The sequence below is a fragment of the Ruegeria sp. C6 genome (genome assembly GCF_056537625.1).
Window position 1 is genome coordinate 1,047,094 of sequence record NZ_JBQFRW010000001.1, and the last position, 22,779, is coordinate 1,069,872.

The following is a 22,779-nucleotide window of genomic DNA, read 5'->3' on the forward strand; positions in this document are numbered from 1 at the left end:
GCATCAGATATCCTGCGCCGGGCGCAATTCGGCCATGCGGGCGGCTAATACTTCAAACCGCATCGCCATGATTTCATATTGGATCGCATTCAACAGCTCATAGACCTCCTGCATCAGAGGCTGTTCCAGAGCGTCAACATAAGCGTCGACATCCTCATCCGAGAAATCCTGGTAGGTGTAAGCCGCCCCTGCCAAAGCTGATAGTTGCAGAGATCGACGCAACTCACCTTCATTGCGTTGGATCATCGCGCGCAGTTCATCTCCGCTCAGTTGCATGTCGATAATGCCAGACGCGCTTGCCGCTAGCAAAAACCGCACCTGGATCTCTTGCAGCGCGCGCAGCGAGGTTCCGCTGGCGTCCACCGCACGGTTCATGCGCTTCAGGCTTTCAACACGAGATGAACCTTCTTTTATCAACTTCGAGACGATTTCCTGCCCGGCCAGCTGTTTGGCATCATCATCGTCATCCATATGAGCGGCGTTTTCAGCAACGACCAGTCTTTGCCCCAACTCCGAGGCGTAAAACGAGACCGCGTGGACCAGCGCCTCTTCGCTAAGCGTCTGTTCAAGGATCGAGACGGCCGTTTCGTGCATCAAAGCGGTATCAAACACCTCTTCGGTCAGACGCGCCCAATCCGATCCGAAGCCGTCAGGGTCGATACCCAGCATCTGCGGGGCCGAAGCAGAGGCCTGCGCTATGCTTTCCAAGGCAACGTCAAACCCTGTCGTGGTCAGAAACGCCTCAATCTGATCCTGACTGGCGGCCTGAGATGGCGGGGCCATGACACCAAGCGAGAAAATTGGAAGGATGAGGCTGATTGTGAACTGGCGTATAAAGTAAGTCATACATATCAGCCTAGGTGTTTTCTTACCTCTGGCAATGGAAAATCCCACTATCGTCAAAATCCGGAATTTTCTGCTTGCACCCCTGCCCGTTCACCACTAAATCCCCCCCTCACAGACCCCCGCGGAGAGGTGCCGGAGTGGTCGAACGGGGCGGTCTCGAAAACCGTTGTGGGTGCAAGCCCACCCAGGGTTCGAATCCCTGTCTCTCCGCCACTATGCCCTAAAAAACAGTGAAAATTGCCTGGTCTCAGGACTTGGTACAGCTTTAGGATTGGCGTTTCAGGAGGCCAAAAGTGTAATACTATGCCCATTCTCAGGCCTTCTGATTATGCCAGCTATGCTCCTATTGGTGCACACTACGTCACCTTTGGGCCATTCCAAATTCGTTCAGGCAATCGAAAAAGGGGCCTACGCCTGCAGGATCCCTTTAGATCTTTGCGGCTTTTCCTCCGTTCATTCAAATTTGGAGATAGAACAAAAGCGATTTGCCGATTAGATATCAGGCAAGTTTTTTTCTTAGCCAATCCTCAGAAGCGTGATGGGCAGGTCGGCTAACGACCAGTTTCATCTGCGGCTTCACCGGAAGCGGCGAAAAAGACTGAACTGAAATGACTGTCTTTTGCCCAAGGGAGTTTGATGCAGATGATGGCGATGTGCGATGAGTTCGAAGCTTTCTTGCAGTAGCCTGGAGAGGTCGCTTGGACTATATCGGGCGACTTGGAGGCCGCTGCATTTCTCTGGTCCATCTGGCGCAAAGGTGGCAATGATCACATGTCCGCCGACACTCACCCCACGCCGGAGACTTTTCAAATAGGCCGCCTGCTCTGCTGGATCGACGAGGAAATGGAACACCGCCCTATCGTGCCACAGGTCGTAATGGCGATCAGGCACCCAAGAAGTGATGTCTGCCGAAATCCATTTCACTGTTTCACAGGCTTGTCCAAGCCGGTTCCGCGCTATATCCAGAGCGACCTGCGATAGATCGAGGACTGTAATATCGTGGAGCCCCATAGCGAGTAGAGAGCTCGCAAGGCGGGATGTTCCTCCGCCAATGTCGATGACTGATGAATTCGCAGTTGCGCCAGACATCTCGATCAGTTCGAGAGAGAGAAGTGGATCATCTTGATGCCAACTCAACTGGGCCTCGGACTTCTCGCCATAGACGACGTCCCAGTGTTCCTTTCTTTCGACCGTCATATCTCCACGCTCCACCAACTTAACGTAGCGAAAGCACTCTTCGAAAGACTGCTCTGCCGGGTTTGCCTATCTGCCTTCCTTTTAGTCCGCGGAAGGCAGTATTGGCTGAAATCACGAAAAAAGAAGGCGACCAACACATTTTAGCGGCTTGGCTTTCTTTTTTGCTGGTGACTTACCGAACTATTCTCAACCAACTGTACATCTCGAGTTACGATTCAATCGCCGCCATTCAAAGCAACCGTAAAGAGATTCAAACGCACGGCGGTTTCGTTTGCGGTATACGTTTAGGTTTCCGATCAAGCTGCCTTGTAATGGTTGAAAACTTCAGTGGTGCCATCCTTACCGATCAGGAAAACCGAATAGGCTTCCCGCTCACTCTCCGGCCCCATACCAGGTGAGCCATAGGGCATACCTGGCACTGTCAGCCCGACCGCATCAGGGCGTTCGGCCAACAAGCGCCGGATGTCCGCCGGGGGCACATGACCTTCTATGACATAGCCCTCGAGCAAGCCCGTGTGACAGGACGCCATCTCTTCTGGAATACCCTTGTTAGCTTTGTATTCGGACAAAGTCTCCCAGGAGGCATTCTGCACTTCCATCTCGAATCCTTCGCGTTGCATAATATCAATCCACGCGCCACAACACCCGCATGCGGGGTCCTTGAGAACCTGCACCAGCGGTTTGGTCGTTGCAAATGTAGGTGAAGCTAGGGCGATGCCGGAGGCGCTGAGGCCAGCCAGGAAAAGGCGTCGGTCAAGTTTCGTGGTAGTCATGTCATTTCCTTTCCGTGTTTACGCCTGCGCTGTGATATTCGGTCTTGTGACCGAAATCGCAGGCAAGTGCTATGATTTGTGTCAAGCGGGCGATCATGACCAGCCCTGTTTCTGTTCGCTTTCGGTGCATAGCGCACGCATGTCGCAACCGCTTGGATAAGATGAGCGCCAAGGCAAATACTGATATTTTAGCCTCTCTTCCACGCATAATAATCTCCTGACGACCGCAGTGCATGCTCGAACAGAAACAATTTGAAAACCCGCACTTTCGGGACTTTGGATGTTAGGATATTTGTGGAGGAAGATTGGGCGTCAGAGGCGTTTGAGAATCATGGTTATCAGTGTCCATGTTACGGTTTCTCTGGCCATAAGCTTCCACCAAAACCACAGGTCCTAATTGGGTCGGGTTTTCACCTACGCAACAGGTTCCAGTGTGGCATGCCCCGCCACAACTCATGCAGTCGTCCGCGCAATCTTGATCGGCGGTAGAATGAAAACGGCGATTGTTGTGTTTGAATTCAGATGCTTTTGACGCGATCGAAACGCCATACTGTTTGTGGCTGTCTGCGATCTCAAAGTCGTTGTTTGCAAAAGCAACAGAGCCGATGATTGTCACAGTAAGACAGACGCACACTAAAAGCGTTTCTCTTAAAACAGGGATCAACTCATTCACCGTACTGCGGTCGTAGTGTGATCGTGGCAACGTGCTGACCCGAAGCCAACAAAACTACAATTGATAGCGCGGCTCGCACTAGAGAAGAGCGGATTGCCACGTCTGAAGAAAAAGATTGCCAAACTTGGAGGCAGATCAAACAACAAGGTTAACTACGCTTGGCCCAAGTTTTTTAGAATTGGACAGTCTGGGCGGTGGTCGCCAGCGCATTCTTCGATCAGATGAGACAGTGTTTCATGCATCGCCTTCAGATCGGAAATCTTATCGTCGATCTCTTTCAGATTCTGTTTTGCAATTTCTTTCACGTCCGCGCTTGCGCGTTCTTTGTCCTCGTAAAGCGCCAGTAGCGAACGACAATCCTCAATGGTAAAGCCCAATGAGCGGGCCCGCCCGATGAAGGCCAGCTTGTGCAGTTCCTTTTCGTCGAAATGGCGATACCCATTGAGGCTCCGCTTGGGTTTGATGAACCCGATATCCTCGTAATAGCGGATGGTTTTGGCAGGCAGACCCGAACGTTCTGCTACATCTCCGATATTCACAGCGGTTCTCCTATACTATCCAGCATGCACTGAACGCAGCGTTTGCTCGGTGTTCTGCGAGATCTGTTCTCGCCCAACTTTGATCGGCTTTACCCAGCGCAACCGTAGCGCATTGGTTAGGACAAATACGCTGGACAGCGCCATGGCACCTGCGGCCAAAACCGGCGACAGCAGCGGGCCGCCAAACGGATAAAGCACCCCTGCCGCAACCGGTATGAGTAGTGTGTTGTAGCCGAACGCCCAGAACAGGTTTTGGCGGATGTTACGCATGGTGCGCTGACTAATATCGAAGGCATTGACCACGCCCGTCAGGTCGCCTGACATCAGAACGACGTCAGCCGCTTCGATGGCAATGTCAGTGCCTGTCCCGATCGCAATTCCTACGTCAGCTGCCGCCAAAGCAGGCGCATCATTGATGCCATCACCCACAAAGGCCAGTTTTCCGCCATTTGAACGCAAATCCTGTAACGCGGATACTTTACCCTCGGGCAGAACTTCAGCCACGACATGATCGATGCCAAGCTGCGCCGCAATGGATTTGGCAGTAGAGGCATTGTCGCCGGTGATCATCGCTACTTTCAGGCCTAGCCCGTGCAGAGCTTCGATTGCGTCCGGCGTGGTGGTTTTGATTGGGTCCGCCACAGCGATTACGGCCGCGATAGCCCCGTCTACGGCAGCATAAAGTGGAGTCTTTCCGTTGATTGCGAGTTCAGCGCCCCGATCAGACAACGCGCCCATTTCTACCCCCTCGCGACTCATCAGGCGGTCGGCCCCGATCAGGATTTTATGGCCTTCGACTGAGGCGCTTACCCCGTAACCGGTGATCGACGTGAAGTCTTCTGGCTTGGAAAGCTCCAGACCACGGGTTTCTGCCGCGCGCACGATGGCTGTGGCGATTGGATGTTCGGATGTGACCTCAACGGCAGCAACAAGGTGCAGAACCTCGTCTTCGGTCATTCCTTCGGCCACAATCAGGTCGGTCAGCTCCGGACGCCCTTCGGTCAGGGTGCCCGTCTTGTCCACCGCAACAACGGTGGTTTCCTGCAGCATTTGTAAGGCATCGCCCTTTCGGAACAGGACGCCCATCTCGGCAGCGCGGCCAGTGCCGACCATGATGGAAGTAGGTGTTGCCAACCCCATGGCGCAGGGGCAAGCAATGATCAGTACCGCAACCCCGGCCACCAACGCCAGGCTAAGCGCGGGATCGGGTCCGAACAACATCCATACCAGCACAGTCACAACGGCCACTGCGATCACTACCGGCACAAACCACAGCGTGATGCGGTCGACCAGGCCTTGAATCGGAAGCTTGGCACCCTGTGCTTGTTCGACCATCTGAATGATCTGGGCCAACATAGTGTCTGCGCCGATCTTTTCAGCACGGTACGTCAATGCACCCGCGCCATTTACGGTCCCCCCGACCACAGTTGCGCCCTCGGTTTTTTCGACGGGAACCGGCTCTCCGGTGATCATGCTTTCATCGACATATGACGCGCCGGTCATTACGGCACCATCCACCGCGATTTTTTCGCCCGGTCGAACGTGCACAATATCCCCTACAACGATCTGCTCAATCGGTAGCTCGACAACCGATCCGTCGCGCTCAACTCGGGCTGTTTTTGCCTGCAGACCGACCAGTTTTCGGATCGCTTCACCCGTTCGGCCCTTGGCGCGCGCCTCGAGGAACCGCCCAAGCAATATAAGAACCACGATTACCGCTGCGGCCTCGTAGTAGACATTTGCGGTTCCGGCAGGAAGAATATGCGGCGCAAAGGTCGAGATCAGTGAGAACCCATATGCCGCCGAAGTGCCCAGGGCCACCAGAGAGTTCATGTCCGGCGCGCCTTTGACCAAGGAAGGGAATCCCTTGGTGTAGAACTGCAAGCCTGGCCCAAAAAGAACGATCGTGGTCAGAAGGAATTGCAGGTAATAGCTGTTCTGGATGCCGATGGTGCTCGCTATCAGGTGGTGCATGCCCGGAATAACATGCGAGCCCATTTCGAGAATGAATACCGGCAATGCGAGCAAGGCGGCGAAGCTTGTTCGCCGCGCCAAATGGCTGATCTCTGCCGCTTTACGGTCGTGTGGTTCGGTCTGCGTTGCGGATCGCAGGCTCGCCGGATAGCCAGCAGACGCCGCATGCGCCGCTATGGCTTCGGGTGTTGTGACTCCCTCAGCATAACGCACAGTTGCACTTTCAGTGGCCAGATTGACCGACGCGGACAAGACGCCGCCATCGGCTTCCAGGGCTCGTTCAACGCGCCCTACACAGGATGCGCAGGACATGTTCTGAATATCCAGCGTGACCTCTGCGGTCCGCGCCGGATATCCGGCGCGGTTTAACGCATCAGCAATGGCCGCTTTATCGGCTGGATCGCGGAAATCGACCTGAACGCTTTCACTGGCGAGATTAACCGAAGCGGCATCTACCCCTGGCACATCTTTCAATGCGCGCTCGACGCGCCCAACGCAGGAAGCACAGCTCATACCCTGAACCTGGAACCGCGCATGTGAATTTTCAGTCATATTGTCACCACGTATGTTCTGCTGACGGGCAACATAAGGGTTCCAGCAAGTGGAAGGTCAAGGGATGAGGCTGACTTTCTTTCTCATCATTCATGACGACGCTAAGTATCCCGGATATGAGCTGCGGGCACCGCAAGTCAGCTATAGACAAAGCCATTGACACAGTAAGTTCCTCCGCACAGTTGGACTTTGACATGAAAAACCGCAGGGTACGTGTCTTAAGCACCAATCAACTTGATCATATCCTTGCAGCTCAGAGTCCGAGGGATACGAAGCCACGTTCGCAACAGAAGTTTAGGAGCGCAAATGCTGTCGTCCCTTAGTTCTATCTTGCGTCTCTGACTGCCTCGATTAGCCGGGTCATTTCATCTTCGGCGATCAGACCCGGGGCAAGCGCATCTCCAATCACAAACGAAGGGGTGCCACTGAAGCCAAGCTGCCGGGCCAATTCCATGGACACCTGGATATGCGCGTCGACTTCCGGCGCCTCCATGTCTGCGCGCAATTGATCCTCGTCCAGGCCAAGTTCCCGAACAACTTTCAGGACGCTGGCCTCAGTCGCACGACCGTTCAGCGCCATAAGCGCCCAATGGAATTCTTCATATTTTCCCTGGTTTCGTGAGGCAAGCGCGGCGCGTGCCGCAAAGTCGGAACCTTCTCCGAGTATGGGCCATTCTCGGTAAACAACTCGGACATCGGAATCGCCTGCGATTACGTTTTTCACGACCGGGGCCGCGCGTTTGCAATATGGGCAGTTATAGTCAAAAAACTCGACTACGGTTACATCACCTTCCGGGTTTCCGATGACAGGCGCATTCGGATCCTGTTCCAGCAATTCACGCTGATTTTCCAAGACGTTTCCAATGGCTTCGGCTTTTGCCTGATCTTCGCGCTGTTGAAGCAATTGAATCGCCTGCATGATGATTTCGGGGTTTTCCATAATGGCTTCCAGAGCCAGCCGTTTTACATCGGAGTCAGACAATTCGTCAGCACTCGCCATAGCAGCACCAATCGACATAGTGATGGCAATTAAACCTGAAAAAAATCGTTTCACGTCAGTTTCCTTCCGTTTGTTCTGCCTCGGTGCGCTGCTCTTGCAGCTTGCGTTCCCGATCCGGCCAACTCTCCTTGATGAAGGCAAGGATGTCCCAGATTTCCTGATCCGACAGAGTGTCCTCGAAACCTGGCATACCGCTTTTGACATCAGCGACGCCCATCTGTTTTAGTGTTTGGTACCCGCCAAGCTTTGTATAATCGAACAACAGCTTGTCGCCGTGATGCCAGGTGTGCCCTGTTCGGTCATGCGGGGGAGCTCGCAAGACGCCATCTGGATCAGGTGTCTGCCAATCTGGTTGACCCTCCAAATCTGCCCCGTGGCATGACGCGCAGTTTTCGGCGTACAAAACTGCACCACGTGCCGAATCCGCTGATGCACCGTTTTGTGCGCGCCCGCTCAGGCCCCAGCCAGCGACCGCGACAATGATCACCACAGCAGCTAGTGACACCCATTTCGCCGCGCTCTTGTTCATGACGCCACGCTCAGCCAGGTCTTCATTCCAGCGGCCTGATGCGAAAGCATGTGGCAATGAAACAGCCAGTCCCCCGGGTTATCCGCAACGAACGCAATCTCCCGCGTTTCCATCCGGTCAACCAGTATTGTGTCTCGCAGAGGTCCCAGGCTCCCGTTCGGCAGAACTTCCTGAAAGTGCGTCCCGTGCAAATGCATGGCGTGCGCAAAGACGGTGTCGTTCTGCATCTGAATACGGACTATGTCGCCACGCGAAACAGAAGCGAGCGGGTCTTCGGGTAACCCTGCGACTCCGTTGAATGTCCAGATCTGTCCTTCCTGAACCAACTCATTAGCGCTCATGACTTGGCCGTTGTAAGTACCTTGACGCAGTCCGCCCATCGCCCCGCCTTCCATCACCAATGGAACCTTTAAGGCGTCAGAAACATCTTCAAGAAAAGAAACAGGGTTGGGTGGCAGAGCTTCGATCTCACCGCGGCTGGCAGATGTACCGCTTCCCGAAACCGGGATCTCAGCGATAACAAATGATTCATCGCGTTCGTGAAGAGTTATTTGAACGGCTTCGTTCGATTCCGCTGTGACGTCGACAATCAAATCTGCTCGCTGCGCAGGTCCGAAAACAAGTGTTTCGAAATCTTCTGGCTGCCTTACAGGCATGCCATCATAAGCGACCAGTTTCCCGTTTGCGCCACCTACTGACACATACATGATCCGATCAGTTGCCACGTTGACCATTCGAATTCGCAATCGCTGGTTCGTCAAAACTTCGGTCATTGGCGATATGCGCGCGTGAACGTAGTTTCCCATGCGACCTGCATGGGTCCAATCATGCATTGCACCAAAATCATCTACTATTTGAGCGTCCTTACCCAACCGCCAATCATCCAGAAGGATCGTGATGTCATGGTCCGTGTCTGGCGGGTCCGTTTCGTCGACGATGAACGCGCCGTAAAGGCCCTTGGCCACTTGTTCCGTTGACTGGTTGTGAGAGTGATACCAGAAGGTCCCCGCGTCCTTCAGAGGCAAGTCATACTGAAATTTGCCGCCGATTGGTACAGCCTCCTGCGTAAGGCCCGGCACCCCGTCCATATTGTTCGGAACCCGCAATCCGTGCCAATGGATTGCTGTAGGCTGAGGTAGCGAGTTCAGGAGTGTCCGGCGAACCGTTTCGCCTTGCCGGGCTCGAATTTCAGGGCCCGGAACACCGCCATCATATCCCCATATCTCGGTCTCCGGATAGTTGTCGGGGGCAACACGCGCCAATCCTGAGCGCGCCTCGATTATTCGGGGGGCGGTAGCCGCCCTCCCGATAGTCGGCACCGCGAACAATGCCGACGTGCCCGCAACGAATTGCCTGCGATTGAGCTTCATTAGGACTTCCTTCCAAAGAATACTTGATCTCGCACTGGATTATCCCTCGTCGTGTACATCCAGCAGATAGGTCGCCATTGCCTTCCGATCTTCGTCTGTCAGAAAGCTGGTGCCATAGTTTACGACCTCTCCCATGGCGCCGCCGAAGACATCGCCATCAGGCATGACGCCGGTGCGCAACGCGTAGGCCAGATCATCAACTGTCCACCCACGCATTTGCAGGGTCTCAAAGTCGATGGCCGGTGCCTTGTCACCGCCCGGCAGAGAGTCACTTCCCTTGAAGTGTTCCGTGTCCGAATTTCTTGCGCCAGCCAGGTTTCTCCCGGTGTGACAGGCGGCACAATGCGTGGCACCTTCAACGAGTAACCGGCCCCGGTTCCATACATCATCATTGCCCGGTACGGGATCGGTCCGCGGCGGTTCCAAAAATGCCGCCCGCCACAGCTTCAGGCCCCATCTCTGATTGAAGGGGAACACCATTTCCTGCTCTTTTGACGGTTCCGCTACTGGCGGAACCGTTTGCCAGGCGGCCCAAAGATCGGCGATGTCCTGATCCGTGAAGTTGGCATAGAACGGATAAGGAAAGGCCGGGTAGTAGGGTTGTCCGTCGGGCGACACACCCTGACGTACTGCGCGGGCAAATTCCTCGATGGTCCAATCACCGATCCCGTGATCGGGATCTGTGGTCAGGTTCGGCGAAAAGAGCGAGCCGAACGGGGTATCCAACTCCACCCCACCGGCCAAGGGCGCACCTCCTTTGGCAAAGTCTGTGTGGCAGGCGATACAGCCGCTTGCCCTTGCCAGATACGCCCCGCGGTTAACGTCACCTTGAATGTCGAGAGTTTGTAAGGGCTGGCCAATCGGCCAAGCCATCACAGCAACAAACCCTGCTGACGCCGTAACGGCGGCAGCAAGACCCAACCGTATTGTCGGCTTCATGATGCATTCCTATTCCGACCGAAATCGCGTGTGACACGCCGAGCATGTCTGGCTCAGCATCATGAACACACCATCTGCCGGCATTTCAGACAGCTGTGCTAAGTTTGGACTGCCAGCCATCATCCCGCTGCCCATCATGGAACCACCTCCCATCATGGAACCACTTCCCATCATGGAACCACCTCCCATCATGGAACCACTTCCCATCATGGAACCACTTCCCATCATGGAACCACTTCCCATCATGGAACGACCTCCCATCATGGATTTGCCGCCCATCATGCCGGAACCATGACCCGATCGGGACGCCATCAGCCCGTTGTCTGCCGAAAGCGCAAGGCCTTCTGAGTAGATTTCCAACTGTCTGGCTATTTCTGTAAAGGAACCCCAATCCTGCCAGATTTGCGATTTGGCCTCCGAGGGTTTGCCATCAGATCCCTCTGGAAACAGCTTTGTCATGCTTTCACCGGCGTGGCTTCCGATTTTCTTGGCTTCGCTTCGTACCGTTTGCGCATTGTAGGGCGTTTTCCCCTGCATCATCGGTGTAAGGACCTTCATGCTGTCCTTCATCGCGGACATACCGTCCATGCGTTCTTTGACGACGCCGGTTGCGCCACCATGCGCCAAGGCGGCCGCCGCAAATAGAGAAACCAGGGCCACGCCTGTAGTCATTTTTAGAAAGTTCATTTCTTTGTCCTTTTCGTCTGCTTCGACGCGCCCATCTTGAGCGCAATTCGACTCGTCAGATCAGGACACGCGGCGGTGGTGGGTCAAACGCGATAATACCAAGAACCCGGTATTGAGCTCGCGGGATCGAGTATCTTCGTTCCGTGCCTTGGGGACCAGGCGGTGTTGGACCCATCAAAAATAGTCCAACAGCGTTGCAGATCGCTCCGCCATGACAATGCCCGGGATGACCCTGCTTGACATGTTCGACGTCCGCAGAGTCGGTTTGGTCAATCACATGCTGTGAATCACCGCCATGTGCATGAGCAGAATCGGCCGTTACAAGTAGCCCGCCAATAGCCAGCGCAATTGACAGGATGGAGTAACGAATTGCTGTGCTCACTAGACTCGTCACCTTCAGAAAATCCCGTTTTCTTGCTGTAACTCTCTTATGTACGCCACGATGCCCTTCACATCCGCGCGGGTCAAACCATCGACCGGCGGCATGTTACCGAACTTCCAATGGTGTGCCCGAACACCATTCTGGACGGCCACGTAAAATGCCTCGTCCGAATGGTGGCTTGGTTCATAGATTTTATGCACCAATGGTGGTGCAAGGCCCTCCAGACCAGTTGCATTCCCGCCATGGCACGCCGAGCATTTTGCGTCGAATGCCACTTTGCCGACGGCCGCAAATTCGCTTAGCTGGTCCGGTAGATTGACGTTTTGGATTGGGTCTCCCGACGCCAGCGTCGACGTATCAGGTGTCGTCATCGAATGGCCAGCTGGTTGCTGATTTAGATTGTAGACGATTACGACGGCACCTGCGATCGCCACACCGCCTATCATGAGTGTAAGTTTATCCATTTTACTATTTCACGTCGTTGTCAGTTACCGAGCTTAAGCACCTGTCCAGAAAAGCCGACTTGACCATGGTCAGATCAGTTTTACCTGCGTGCCCACGGTGGCCAGTTCGAACAAGTCCGCGATCTGCTCATTGTACAAGCCGATGCAGCCATTGGAGGATCTTCTTCCGATCTTGCGTGTGTCGTTGGTGCCGTGGATCCGGTAGTATTGCCAGCTCAAATAAAGTGCATGTGTCCCCAGAGGATTCTCCGGACCCGGGCCCACATAGTCGGGCCAAGCGGGGTTGCGCTTTTTCATTGCTGGTGTCGGTCGCCAAGATGGCCCCTCAACCTTGCGAGTTACTGTGGTGTAGCCCAGCCTTGTAAGGTCTTCCGTCAGCGGCACGCTGGTTGGATACATCCGATAGACGCTCTCGTCTTCTGACCAATATTGCAGGACCTTGGACTGTGTATCGGACAGGATCACACCATTCTTAAGCGTATCAAAGTGATCCTGCCATTTAGCAACGCGGAATGAAGAAACATTGCGGTGCGTCCCCTCGGTTGTCATCGATTGGGCCCAAACGGCCGGTGCTGGAAAAAGAGTTGTCGCAGCAAACGCGGCAATCACTCCGCGTCGCGTAACAGCCTTTCTATCCCTGTTCGGTTTCATGCCTGCCACCCCAAACGTGTATTCTTGCTTTACGACTCATTTGGGCTGTATGCCCGGTTCCCGCGCTGGAAGGTCAACAAACAACAGGTTTTGCGTAAGCGAAATTTCGTCTGGAATACTGCTGCCGTCGGCACATGGGGCGGTTTCAAAGGTGGCTTCAGATCGTCAAGCCATTGTGAAGAAGAAACTATTCTTGGGTACTCACACCGAAACAACGTCAATACAGGTAGAGAGCAAGAATGGAGCGTTTTCCCGAGCTCCTATCGCCTTTGTTCAGATTGCTGTCCGCTTTCTGTGCCGAACCTGCCCATCTTGCCGCCACAAAGCTCTTGTCTCTTAATGCAAGGACTTCTGTTTTGATGTAGAACACGGTCTCGGAAATCGTTGTGAGTGCAAGCCCACCCAGGGTTCGAATCCCTTTTACTTCGTCATCAATCAATTCATCCTTCAAGGCTGTTTCTTTGCTTGTGTTGCGATTCCTGCAATGGATGGCATGATGTTGCCACTGCCTGCAGTGTCAATCAGCGCAGTGTGGCTCAAACCCGCAATATGCTGCAAACTCACGTGTTTTCCCCTTTGCTTTAACGTACCTTAACCCCATCTGAGCGACACATCATTTGAAGGAGACATCCAATGTCGCGTCTTTTACTTATCGTAGCCATCGCCGTTATCGGCGGAGGCGCTTACTATTTCGCCACAAAACCTGAACCAACCCCTGCCGAGCAGTTGCAATCGGCGGCTGAAGATGCCTCAGAGGCGGTTGGTGAAGCAGCCTCGGCAATACAAGAGGGCGCTGCTGATGCCGTTGAGGCGGCGACTGAACAAGCATCCGAGGCTGCGTCCTCGATTGCGGATCAGGCCTCGGAAGCTGCATCTTCGGTATCGGAACAGGCCAGCGACGCTGCTACATCTTTGACCGAGCAGGCCAATGATGCAGCCTCAGCAGCTGGCGATCAGGTCGCAGCGCTTGCCGGACAGGGACAGGAACTGTTCAACTCGTGGGTTCAGGACGGCATGCTGACCGCGCAGAATTTCGACTATGACGCAATCGTCACGTCAGTTCAGGAAAGCGCCTTGTCTCAGGACATCAAAACACAGGTTATGAAGATCCTCGACGAGATCAAAGCGTCGCCTGAGCTGGTTGTCGCGAAGATACAGGATCTGCGCAATCTGATGACGCAGCAGTGATCAATTCCAGAACCAGCCCCAAGAGGGCTGGTTCACCCGGTCGGGATGCGACTTAATTTGCGTCACTTTACGGCATTACCCAATTGACATAGCTCACCGTGTTTGATTGCTTTCTTGAGATTGTTTTGAAAAAATAAAACCTTTTGTCAGTGTGTTACATTGTGACGATGAAGGCCTCGTGCTGAACTCGCATCAAAGAAGGATCGAACGATGACCACCCTGCCCGACACCATGTTTGCCGTTGTTCAGACGCAGGACGGATATTCCGGCACAGCCACGGGACCGACGCTGGAGAATGCCTCGGACTGGTTAGCGGAGGCTGAACTGCCTGTACCTGTCCCAAAGGCGGGACAAGTGTTGATCAAAGTGCGCACTGCCTCGGTGAATCCTTCAGATATCCATTTTATCAAAGGGGAATATGGTCAGCCGCGGGTCAAAGGCGCCGCAGCAGGGTTCGAGGGGTGCGGAGATGTTGTTGCCACCGGTACCGGGGCTGACGCACTGCTGGATCAGCGCGTGGCCTTTGTGGCAGCAGGCTCTGGTGCTTGGGCCGAATATGTTGTGACGCAGGCCCAGATGTGTATCCCCTTGCGCCCCGAAATCTCGGATGAAGACGGGGCGGCGCAGATCGTAAACCCGCTAACCGCAATGGCGATGGTGGATATCGCACGGGCTGAGGGCGAGGCTTTTGTGGTCTCTGCCGCCACCAGCCAGCTTGGTAAGTTGATGTGCAGCCTTGGACGGGATCTTGGGTTGAAACCGGTCGCTCTGGTGCGGCGCGCCGAAACGGTCGAGATGTTAAAAGGCCTGGGTGCGGCAGAGGTGGTCGTGACCAGCGATACGGATGCGCCGACGCGGTTTGCCACGATCAGTGCAGATCTGAAACCTCGTGTTTTTCTCGACGCGGTTGCCGACCAAATGTCAGAGCAGGTGTTCTGCGCGATGCCCAATGGCGCGCGGTGGGTTTGCTATGGGAAACTCAGTACGGAAATGCCGAAGTTGACTCAGATGGGCCAGTTGATCTTCATGAGCAAACGGATCGAGGGCTTCTGGCTGACCCGCTGGATGATGGACACACCCCCGGCTGATCAAATGCGAGTTGTCAGCGAAGTGCAGGCGCGATTTGCAGATGGGCGCTGGCGCACAGATGTTTCCGCACGGCTTTCGCTACGAGAAGTGCTGCCAAATCTGGCGGATGCTCTGAAAAAGAGTGACGGGAAGGTGATAATCACTCCATAGTAGAACAAAGCGCCGGACTTAACCGGCTTAGGGAGGGTGAGATTGGATAACGCACAGCTGCTGATTAGCGGGCTGGCGAATGGTTGTGTCTACGGCCTGATCGCCCTTGGCTTTGTACTGATTTACAAAGCCACCGAGGCAGTGAATTTTGCGCAGGGCGATTTCATGATGCTGGGTGCGTTTGTCACCATTGGCCTTACGAATACGGAATATATGGGGCTGCCCTTCTGGGTGGCGCTACCGATTTCACTGGGGATTATGGGCGCACTTGGGTATCTGATCGATCGGCTGATCATCCGCCGCGTCTTTGGCGAAAGTCAGACTGCCGTGGTGATCCTAACCATCGCCTTGGGCTTTGTGATCAGGTTTGCAGCTGGTCTGATCTGGGGGCACGAGCCGCAAACGCTGCAGAACCCATTGGCTGGTAAAGAAATCCGGTTCGGTGGTCTTGTGCTGGGGATGGAGGACGTGGCCGTGATTGTTGTCACCGTCCTACTGACCTGGGGTCTTTATGTGTTCTTCAGCAAGACCAAGCTGGGGCTTGCCATGCAAGGTGCGTCTCAAAACCAGTTGGCGGCATATTACATGGGGATCCCGGTCAAGCGGGTTCAGGGCTTAATCTGGGCATTGGCCGGAGTTGTCGCCGGGATTGCCGGAATTTTGTTCGCGGCCAAAGGCTCGGTCGATCCCACAACTGGGCTTCTGGGGATCAAGGCATTTGCAGCAGCTGTGATCGGCGGGTTCGGCAGCCTGCCCGGCGCATTGGCCGGCGGGTTAATCGTCGGCGTGATTGAGCCCTTCGCTAGCCGCTATATCGCAGCCGGGTACAGTCAGATCGCGCCTTATGCGCTGTTGCTGGCAGTTCTGATCTTTCGACCGCATGGGCTGTTCAGCCAGGTGCGGGTCAAGAAGGTCTGATCGCATGCGGATTGTTTTCAAAACAAACTATATGCAGGACATTCGCCCTTGGAAGGATGGCTATCAGCTCAGCCTCTATCTGATCCTGTTGGCGGTCGTAACCGCTGCGCCGTGGTGGTTGGATGACTTTTATCTTGGCGAACTGACCAATGTTCTGATCTGGGCCATCGCGGGTTTGGGCTTGATGATCCTAACCGGCCACACCGGGCAGGCCAGCCTTGGCCATGCCGCCTTTCTGGCCGTTGGGTGCTATGCCAATGTCATCCTGATCGAGGCAGGAGTACCATTCCTCATCGCTTTCCCTCTGGCGGGTCTGTTGACCGGCATCGTCGGAGCAACCGTCGCTATTCCTGCCCTGCGCCTGCATGGCATCTATCTTGCGATCTTCACACTGGCTCTTTCTGTGCTCATGGACGACATCATCGTTCTGGCCGAACCCGTCACCGGAGGCGTCGCGGGTAAATATCTGGGTGGTGTCGAAATCTTCGGATATCTGGTCGATCGTTGGGCCACCCCGGCCCCGTTTTTCTGGCTGGTGCTGGCCGTCGCCGTTATCGTGACACTGGGCTATATCAACCTTTTGCGCGCGCCCTTGGGCCGCAGCTTCATCGCCGTACGAGACTCTGAGGTCTCAGCGCAGGCGATGGGTGTGGATATCGCGCGCACCAAGACGATCTCTTTCGCCCTCTCCTGCGCCGTCACCGGACTAGCAGGCGCTTTGATGGGTATGTTCTCTGGGGCGTTCAATAACGAGACCTTCAGTGTCGTAATTTCCATCCAATTGCTGATGATGATCGTTATCGGAGGTCTGGGCTCAATCCAGGGCGCGTTTTTGGGCGCAATCGTGATCGGTTTCCTGCCGCAGTTTTTGTCGATTTCCAAGGAATACGCAGCAGCCCTGTTTGGTGGTAATACGGTCGCCATTCCGGGGCTCGAATTCGGCATCTTTGGCATGATCCTGATCGCCTTCATCCTGTTCGAACCGATGGGTCTGTATGGTCGATGGCTAAAAATCCGGACGTGGTTCGAACTGTTCCCCTTCTACCGCAAGGACATGTTCAAAAGACAAAAGTCCTATCTCAAGACGGAGCGTCTGAGATGAGCTTGCTGGAGTTTGAAAACGTTACCCTGAAATTCGGCGGTCTGACTGCTGTGGATGATCTGTCCTTCAACGTGCAAGAAGGTGAGGTGTTCGCCATCGTCGGTCCCAACGGCGCCGGCAAATCAACGGTCTTCAACCTGATTTCGCGCTTCTATGATCCTTATGCAGGGGCGATCCACTTTGACGGGCATGATCTGCTGCGTATCAAGCCCTCGGGTGTCGCGGCCTATGGCGTCGCGCGGACATTCCAGAACATTGAACTGTTCGAACATGCGACCGTTTTGCAGAACCTCCTGGTCGGGCGCCACCGGCACCGCAAAACCAATCTGATCTCGGAAATTCTGTTCTCGCCCTCTGCACGACAGCAGGAGATCGAGAACCGAGAAAAGGTTGAAGAGATCATCGACTTCCTCGACCTCCAGGCCTTTCGTGACAAGATGATCTCGGGCTTACCCTATGGCGTGCGTAAGGTGGTCGAAGTCGCTCGAGCGTTGGCCACCGATCCAAAACTCCTGCTGTTGGACGAACCCGCCTCGGGCTTATCGGTGGAAGAGACCACAGATATGCGTTGGTGGATCGATGACATCCGGCGTCAGATGGGCATTACCGTGCTTATGGTAGAGCACGATATGGGTCTGGTCTCGGGCGTGTCCGACCGGGTTCTTGCCATGGCCGACGGAGCGAAGCTTGCCCTTGGAACCCCAGCCGAAGTTCAATCTCATCCTGCTGTGGTAGAGGCCTATTTGGGCAAAGCTTCATGAACCAACCGATCCTTAGCATTCGCAATGTTGAAAGCTTTTATGGCCCGATCATGGCCATTCGTGGCGTGTCATTGGACGTGCATCGAGGGCAGGTCGTTTCAATCCTGGGCGCAAATGGCGCGGGCAAGACAACGCTGATGAAAACAATCTCAGGCGTGATGGATCCCGAAAAAGGTTCAATCACATTTGACGGTCAGCAGATACAGGGATCGGAACCTCACAAGGTCGTGCAAAAAGGCATCGTCCATGTGCCCGAGGGACGCGAGGTCTTTCCACTTTTGACCGTCGACGAGAATCTGAATCTTGGGGCTTATACCCTGTCGGATAAAGGACAGATCGATCATGACCGCGATCTGGTGTTTTCCTACTTTCCTGTGTTGAAAGACCGCCGCAATCAAGAGGCTGGCACTCTGTCCGGCGGGCAACAGCAGATGCTGGCGATTGGGCGCGGCCTGATGGCTAACCCGCGTATCATGCTGCTGGATGAGCCTTCGCTGGGCCTATCGCCGCTGCTGGTGCAAGAGATTTTTGGCATTCTCAAACGCCTGAATGACGAACAGAGCATGACAATGATGCTGGTCGAGCAGAACGCCAATGCGGCACTGGAACTCGCCCATCATGGCTATGTAATGGAGATCGGACGGATCGTTATGGATGGTGCGGCTGAAACCTTGCTGCAATCCGAGGACATTCAGAATTTCTATCTGGGCGTTCAGGAAGAAGGCGCGCGAGAAAACCGCCGCTGGAAACGCAAGAAGACATGGAGGTGAGCTGGATGGACGCAAGCCCCCTGCCCCCTCAGACCAGTATCAACGGTGTGCAGTTCAACGCTACGCCAGGTCAGAGACCCCTGCGAGTCGATGGCTGTGTCACGATATGCGAGTTATTCCAGAAACGCTGTGCCGAACTGGGACCGCGTACGGCGCATCGCGAGAAGGACTTCGGCATCTGGAAATCCTACTCATGGGCCGACTACTGGCAACACGCCAAATGGATCGGGCTGGCCCTGCGCAAGCTGGGTCTGCAACGTGGCGAGGTTGTCTCGATCCTGTCCGAAGACCGCAAGGAATGGGCGTGGTTCGACATGGGCATCCAGTGTGTCGGAGGGATTGCTTCGGGCGTCTACACCACAGATTCGGCCAGCCAGTTAGAATACCTGATCAATGACAGTGGCAGCCGGTTGCTGATCGTTGAAGATGAAGAGCAGTTGGACAAGTTCCTCGAAGTCGAGGCGGATCTGCCCGATCTGCTCAAGGTCATTATCCTTGAGGATGAAGGCCTGCACGACCTTGATCATCCGCGTTGCATGATGATCGAGGACTTGTATGCTCTGGGGCAGCAGGCTGAGGTCGATGAAACCGGCGCATTCGAAGCAGAAATCGCTGAAACCACGTCACAAGACACCGCCCTGCTCATATATACTTCAGGTACCACCGGTAATCCCAAAGGCGCCATGCTGAGCCATGAGAACATCATGGCCGCGATCGAGGCAGGGGCACATTCCCTGCCCTCCCAATCAGCCGACGAACAGCTATGTTTTCTGCCGCTCTGTCATATCCTCGAACGCGACGTGTCGATCTACTACCCGCTTGCGATGAAGACTACTGTGAATTTCGCTGAAAGCCCCGAGACAGTGTTCTCCAACCTGCAAGAGGTCTCTCCCGCCACCTTCACTGCCGTCCCACGCGTGTGGGAGAAGATCTACTCGCAGGTCATGTTCATGGCGAAAGAAGCAACGCCCACAGGGCGCTTCGCCTTTGCACAGGCGCTCAAGTCTGGAATGGCGCGGGCCGAATTTATCCTTGCAGGCAAACCTGTTCCAGCACCGATCGCTATGCAGTTCTGGCTTTGGGATCGGCTTGTTCTGCGTAACCTGCGCCGGATGCTGGGCTTAGATCGTCTCCGCCGAGGCGGCTCTGGTGCAGCGCCGATCTCTCCCGATTTGCTCAGGTGGTATTGGGCAATTGGTGTGCCCATTGTCGAGGGCTTCGGTATGACTGAAACCGCCGGCATAGCAGCGCTGAACACGCTTGAGGCCAACAAGATCGGCACCATTGGAAAACCTGTTCCTGGCAACGACCTGCGCATCGCGGAAGACGGAGAAATTCAGGTCAAAGGCCTGAACGTCTTTCAGGGCTACTGGCGCAACAATGCCAAAACAGCTGAAAGCTTCACCTGCGACGGTTGGCTGCGCACTGGGGATATGGGGCATATCGACGAGGAAGGTTTTGTCACCATCACAGGGCGCCTCAAGGACATCATCATTACTGCGGGCGGTAAGAACGTCACGCCCGCAGAGATCGAGAGCGGGTTGAAGTTCAGCCAGTATATCTCGGACGCGGTGATCATCGGGGATCGGCGCAAGTACCTGACGGCGCTAATCATGATCGATCAGGAAAATGTCGAGAAATTCGCACAAGAGCGCAAGATCCCCTTTTCGAACTTTTCTTCCCTTTGTGCTGCGTCCGAAGTGACGGAGTTGATCGGCAATGAAATCGCAGCGGTTAATAAGGACTTTGCGCGGGTCGAACAGATCAAGGATTTCCGGCTGATCGACGTGTTGCTCACTGCCGAAGATGAGGAGCTGACGGCGACGATGAAACTCAAACGTGGTCTGGTGGAAAAGAAACACGCACATCTCATTGAAGATATGTACAATTAGTTAAGGGGCGACCCAACAGGGAGGAGAAGTATGAAACACTTATTTAAGGGCCTTGCCGCAGCGACGGCATTGACTGCATCCGCCACGATCAGCTGGGCGCAAACACAAGGCGTGACAGATGACGAGATCGTCATTGGCTCAGTCAACGACCTCAGCGGCATCTTCGCTGCCGTGGGCGTTCCGGCCACCAAAGGCGCAAATGTGGTCTTTGATCGCGTCAACGCCGAGGGTGGCGTGCATGGCCGCAAGATCCGCTTTGTCGTCGAGGATAACGGCTATCAGATGCCACGCGCGATGCAGGGCTATAACAAGCTGCTGAACCGTGACAAGGTTTTCGCGATGTTGCAGTCGCTGGGTACGCCGATGAATGTTGCTGGGTTCAAGCTGCTGGACCCGAAAGGTATTCCTAATGTCGCCCCCTTGACCGCCGCGCGGCAAATGCTGCAAGAGCCGATGAAGAACAAGTTCACCTCGTTCTCGACCTATTACGATCAAGCTCGGATTGGGGTGAAGTATCTGAACGGTGAATTTGGATCGCAAACCGTTTGCACCATGTACCTGCCTACTGATTTCGGTGAGGAAATTCTGGAAGGCAGCAAAGCCGGAGCCGAAGAGGCTGGCATCACTTTCGGCGCTGAGACCACCCACAAACCGGACGAGACGGATTTCGTGGGGTCCTTGAGCAAGCTTAAAGAAGAAGGTTGTGACATCGTCACGATGGCGCTCGGCGTGCGTCAAGCAATCACTGTTGTTGGAACGGCCAAGAAAATGGGCCTGACCGACATGAAGTTCCTCGGCACCTCTGCCAGCTTCCTAACCGTGGTGGCGCAGGTGCCCGGTGGTGTGACCGACGGTTTCTATGCGGCGGCCTCGTGGCTGGATCTCTGGGCGCGCGCCGAAGAGCCAGCCCCGGCAGCATTTATTGCTGAATACAAAGAGGCTACGGGCGAAGACCCGGTCGGATTTTCAATGCTGGGCTATTCAGCGGCCGAGATGATGGTCAAAGCACTTGAAGCTGCAGGTCCTGATCTGACGCATGATAGCTTCATTGCCGCGATGGAATCTCTGGATTACATGGATGAGTTGGTCGGCAACCAGATCACCTATGGGCCCGATGACCATCAGGGTGCTGACACTGTATTTGTCAGCGTCGTCGAAAATGGTGCGTGGAAACTGGTTTACGAAGAATAAACCGACCAAGAAAAAAGGGCTCGCAGTTGCGAGCCCTTTCCAATTCGGTATCCGCAGCGATTAACGCTTCGAGAACTGGAACGAACGACGCGCTTTGCGCTTACCGTATTTCTTACGTTCCACAACGCGGCTGTCGCGGGTCAGGAAGCCAGCGGCTTTCAGAGCGCCACGCAGGTTGGGATCGTACAGTTGCAGCGCTTTCGAGATGCCGTGCTTGACCGCACCGGCCTGACCGGTCAGGCCGCCGCCTTTGACGGTTGCAACAACGTCGAACTCACCTTCCACACCAGCAACCTGGAACGGCTGGCGCAGGATCAGCTGCAGAACGGGACGCGCAAAATACTTGTCCTGATCCTTGCCGTTCACGGTGACCTTGCCGGAACCCGGCTTGATCCAGACGCGGGCAACAGCGTCTTTACGCTTGCCGGTGGCGTAGGAACGACCCAGCTCGTCACGTACGGGTTCACGTACGATGACTTCTTCGGCCACGGTTTCAACGCCTGCGACGGCGCTCAGCTCTTCGAGAGTATTGATCTGATCAGCCATCGGTCATTAGCTCCGGGTGTTTTTCTTGTTCATGGACTTTACGTCCAGAACTTCGGGCGCTTGCGCCTCATGAGGATGCTCGGCACCAGCATAAACGCGCAGGTTGGTCATCTGCTGACGCGCCAGACGGTTGCCCGGCAGCATGCGCTTGACCGCTTGGGTCACGACGCGCTCGGGGTGTGCACCCTCAAGGATCTGCTGCTTGGTGCGCGACTTGATGCCGCCCGGGTGGCCAGTGTGCCAGTAGAAGTTCTCTTCGCGCTTCTTGCCGGTCATCTGGATTTTGTCAGCGTTGATCACGATGACATTGTCGCCCATGTCCATGTTGGGTGTGAACGACGCTTTGTGCTTGCCACGCAGGCGCATGGCGACGATCGAGGCAAGACGGCCCAGAACAACGCCCTCGGCGTCGATCAGGATCCATTTCTTATCGATGTCTGCAGGTGTTGCAGAAAAGGTTTTCATGGCAGGATAGTCCTGTTTGATGTGAAAGACCGCCCCTTGGCGGAGCGGCCCTAATTCGATGGAGGGGGTTTAGACCTACTAGTTATGCAGGTCAATACAGGCAAAGTATAATATATCTATCAATAACAATA

General features: G+C 54.9%; 23 protein-coding genes and 1 tRNA gene. 9 read left to right on the forward strand and 15 right to left on the reverse strand.

Annotation, left to right across the window (positions count from 1 at the left end; translation table 11 throughout):
- Window positions 1-3 precede the first annotated feature (3 nt).
- Window positions 4-846: a DUF2059 domain-containing protein gene (locus tag ACR0MJ_RS05190; RefSeq protein WP_480561510.1), complete on the reverse strand. Its 843-nt coding sequence runs from the start codon at window positions 844-846 to the stop codon at window positions 4-6.
- Window positions 847-969: 123 nt separating this feature from the next.
- Here ACR0MJ_RS05190 and ACR0MJ_RS05195 point away from each other — a divergent pair.
- Window positions 970-1,059 (forward strand) — tRNA-Ser (locus ACR0MJ_RS05195).
- A 363-nt stretch (window positions 1,060-1,422) separates the two neighbouring features.
- Here ACR0MJ_RS05195 and ACR0MJ_RS05200 read toward each other — a convergent pair.
- From ACR0MJ_RS05200 to ACR0MJ_RS05255, 12 genes are all read right to left on the reverse strand, one after another.
- Complete coding sequence (locus ACR0MJ_RS05200) at window positions 1,423-2,043, reverse strand: class I SAM-dependent methyltransferase (protein WP_480759636.1); 621 nt, start codon at window positions 2,041-2,043, stop codon at window positions 1,423-1,425.
- A gap of 296 nt (window positions 2,044-2,339) precedes the next feature.
- A complete protein-coding gene (locus tag ACR0MJ_RS05205) occupies window positions 2,340-2,816 on the reverse strand; it encodes a DUF411 domain-containing protein (RefSeq protein WP_170564198.1) in 477 nt (158 codons plus the stop codon).
- 825 nt (window positions 2,817-3,641) lie between these two features.
- Entirely contained in the window at window positions 3,642-4,028 is a 387-nt protein-coding gene (cueR, locus tag ACR0MJ_RS05210; RefSeq protein ID WP_170392471.1) for a Cu(I)-responsive transcriptional regulator, read from the reverse strand.
- Between the two features lie 15 nt (window positions 4,029-4,043).
- Window positions 4,044-6,554, reverse strand: coding sequence for a heavy metal translocating P-type ATPase (locus ACR0MJ_RS05215; RefSeq protein WP_480759639.1), 2,511 nt, complete (start codon window positions 6,552-6,554; stop codon window positions 4,044-4,046).
- Between the two features lie 325 nt (window positions 6,555-6,879).
- Window positions 6,880-7,608 carry a DsbA family protein gene (locus ACR0MJ_RS05220; protein WP_480759641.1) on the reverse strand — a complete coding sequence of 243 codons (729 nt, stop codon included), beginning with the start codon at window positions 7,606-7,608 and terminating at the stop codon, window positions 6,880-6,882.
- A gap of 1 nt (window position 7,609) precedes the next feature.
- On the reverse strand, window positions 7,610-8,083 hold the full coding sequence (locus ACR0MJ_RS05225; protein WP_170392473.1) for a c-type cytochrome: 474 nt from the start codon (window positions 8,081-8,083) through the stop codon (window positions 7,610-7,612).
- Entirely contained in the window at window positions 8,080-9,453 is a 1,374-nt protein-coding gene (locus ACR0MJ_RS05230; RefSeq protein ID WP_480759644.1) for a multicopper oxidase family protein, read from the reverse strand. Before ACR0MJ_RS05230 ends, ACR0MJ_RS05225 begins: the two co-directional genes overlap by 4 nt.
- Before the next feature lie 39 nt (window positions 9,454-9,492).
- The gene (locus ACR0MJ_RS05235) at window positions 9,493-10,392 is read right to left on the reverse strand and encodes a c-type cytochrome (protein ID WP_480759649.1); all 900 of its coding nucleotides are present in this window, start codon (window positions 10,390-10,392) and stop codon (window positions 9,493-9,495) included.
- A gap of 9 nt (window positions 10,393-10,401) precedes the next feature.
- Window positions 10,402-11,079, reverse strand: a complete 678-nt coding sequence (locus ACR0MJ_RS05240; protein ID WP_480759654.1) for a c-type cytochrome — start codon at window positions 11,077-11,079, stop codon at window positions 10,402-10,404.
- Window positions 11,080-11,475: 396 nt separating this feature from the next.
- Entirely contained in the window at window positions 11,476-11,925 is a 450-nt protein-coding gene (locus ACR0MJ_RS05245) for a c-type cytochrome (protein ID WP_480759658.1), read from the reverse strand.
- Between the two features lie 69 nt (window positions 11,926-11,994).
- Window positions 11,995-12,474 (reverse strand): L,D-transpeptidase, encoded by a 480-nt coding sequence (locus tag ACR0MJ_RS05250; protein ID WP_480759663.1) that lies wholly within the window; start codon window positions 12,472-12,474, stop codon window positions 11,995-11,997.
- Between the two features lie 319 nt (window positions 12,475-12,793).
- Complete coding sequence (locus tag ACR0MJ_RS05255; RefSeq protein WP_480759668.1) at window positions 12,794-13,027, reverse strand: hypothetical protein; 234 nt, start codon at window positions 13,025-13,027, stop codon at window positions 12,794-12,796.
- A 182-nt stretch (window positions 13,028-13,209) separates the two neighbouring features.
- On the opposite strand from ACR0MJ_RS05255, the gene ACR0MJ_RS05260 reads away from it, so the two are divergent.
- The 8 genes from ACR0MJ_RS05260 (at window position 13,210) to ACR0MJ_RS05295 (ending at window position 21,637) form a co-directional block, all read left to right on the forward strand.
- Window positions 13,210-13,764, forward strand: a complete 555-nt coding sequence (locus ACR0MJ_RS05260) for a hypothetical protein (RefSeq protein WP_170393102.1) — start codon at window positions 13,210-13,212, stop codon at window positions 13,762-13,764.
- 210 nt (window positions 13,765-13,974) lie between these two features.
- The gene (locus ACR0MJ_RS05265) at window positions 13,975-15,003 is read left to right on the forward strand and encodes an alcohol dehydrogenase catalytic domain-containing protein (RefSeq protein ID WP_480759673.1); all 1,029 of its coding nucleotides are present in this window, start codon (window positions 13,975-13,977) and stop codon (window positions 15,001-15,003) included.
- 42 nt (window positions 15,004-15,045) lie between these two features.
- On the forward strand, window positions 15,046-15,921 hold the full coding sequence (locus tag ACR0MJ_RS05270) for a branched-chain amino acid ABC transporter permease (protein ID WP_480759678.1): 876 nt from the start codon (window positions 15,046-15,048) through the stop codon (window positions 15,919-15,921).
- A 4-nt stretch (window positions 15,922-15,925) separates the two neighbouring features.
- Window positions 15,926-17,023, forward strand: coding sequence for a branched-chain amino acid ABC transporter permease (locus ACR0MJ_RS05275; protein ID WP_480759684.1), 1,098 nt, complete (start codon window positions 15,926-15,928; stop codon window positions 17,021-17,023).
- Window positions 17,020-17,784 carry an ABC transporter ATP-binding protein gene (locus tag ACR0MJ_RS05280; RefSeq protein WP_170732179.1) on the forward strand — a complete coding sequence of 255 codons (765 nt, stop codon included), beginning with the start codon at window positions 17,020-17,022 and terminating at the stop codon, window positions 17,782-17,784. Before ACR0MJ_RS05275 ends, ACR0MJ_RS05280 begins: the two co-directional genes overlap by 4 nt.
- A complete protein-coding gene (locus ACR0MJ_RS05285; protein ID WP_170405694.1) occupies window positions 17,781-18,554 on the forward strand; it encodes an ABC transporter ATP-binding protein in 774 nt (257 codons plus the stop codon). The genes ACR0MJ_RS05280 and ACR0MJ_RS05285 overlap by 4 nt, the downstream gene beginning before the upstream one ends.
- Before the next feature lie 5 nt (window positions 18,555-18,559).
- Window positions 18,560-20,446 carry an AMP-dependent synthetase/ligase gene (locus tag ACR0MJ_RS05290; protein WP_480759691.1) on the forward strand — a complete coding sequence of 629 codons (1,887 nt, stop codon included), beginning with the start codon at window positions 18,560-18,562 and terminating at the stop codon, window positions 20,444-20,446.
- 30 nt (window positions 20,447-20,476) lie between these two features.
- Window positions 20,477-21,637: an ABC transporter substrate-binding protein gene (locus tag ACR0MJ_RS05295; RefSeq protein ID WP_170595653.1), complete on the forward strand. Its 1,161-nt coding sequence runs from the start codon at window positions 20,477-20,479 to the stop codon at window positions 21,635-21,637.
- A gap of 60 nt (window positions 21,638-21,697) precedes the next feature.
- On the opposite strand, the gene rpsI is transcribed toward ACR0MJ_RS05295, so the two are convergent.
- Window positions 21,698-22,183, reverse strand: a complete 486-nt coding sequence (gene rpsI, locus ACR0MJ_RS05300) for a 30S ribosomal protein S9 (RefSeq protein WP_010440030.1) — start codon at window positions 22,181-22,183, stop codon at window positions 21,698-21,700.
- Window positions 22,184-22,189: 6 nt separating this feature from the next.
- The gene (rplM, locus tag ACR0MJ_RS05305) at window positions 22,190-22,648 is read right to left on the reverse strand and encodes a 50S ribosomal protein L13 (RefSeq protein WP_039536983.1); all 459 of its coding nucleotides are present in this window, start codon (window positions 22,646-22,648) and stop codon (window positions 22,190-22,192) included.
- Between the last annotated feature and the right edge of the window lie 131 nt (window positions 22,649-22,779).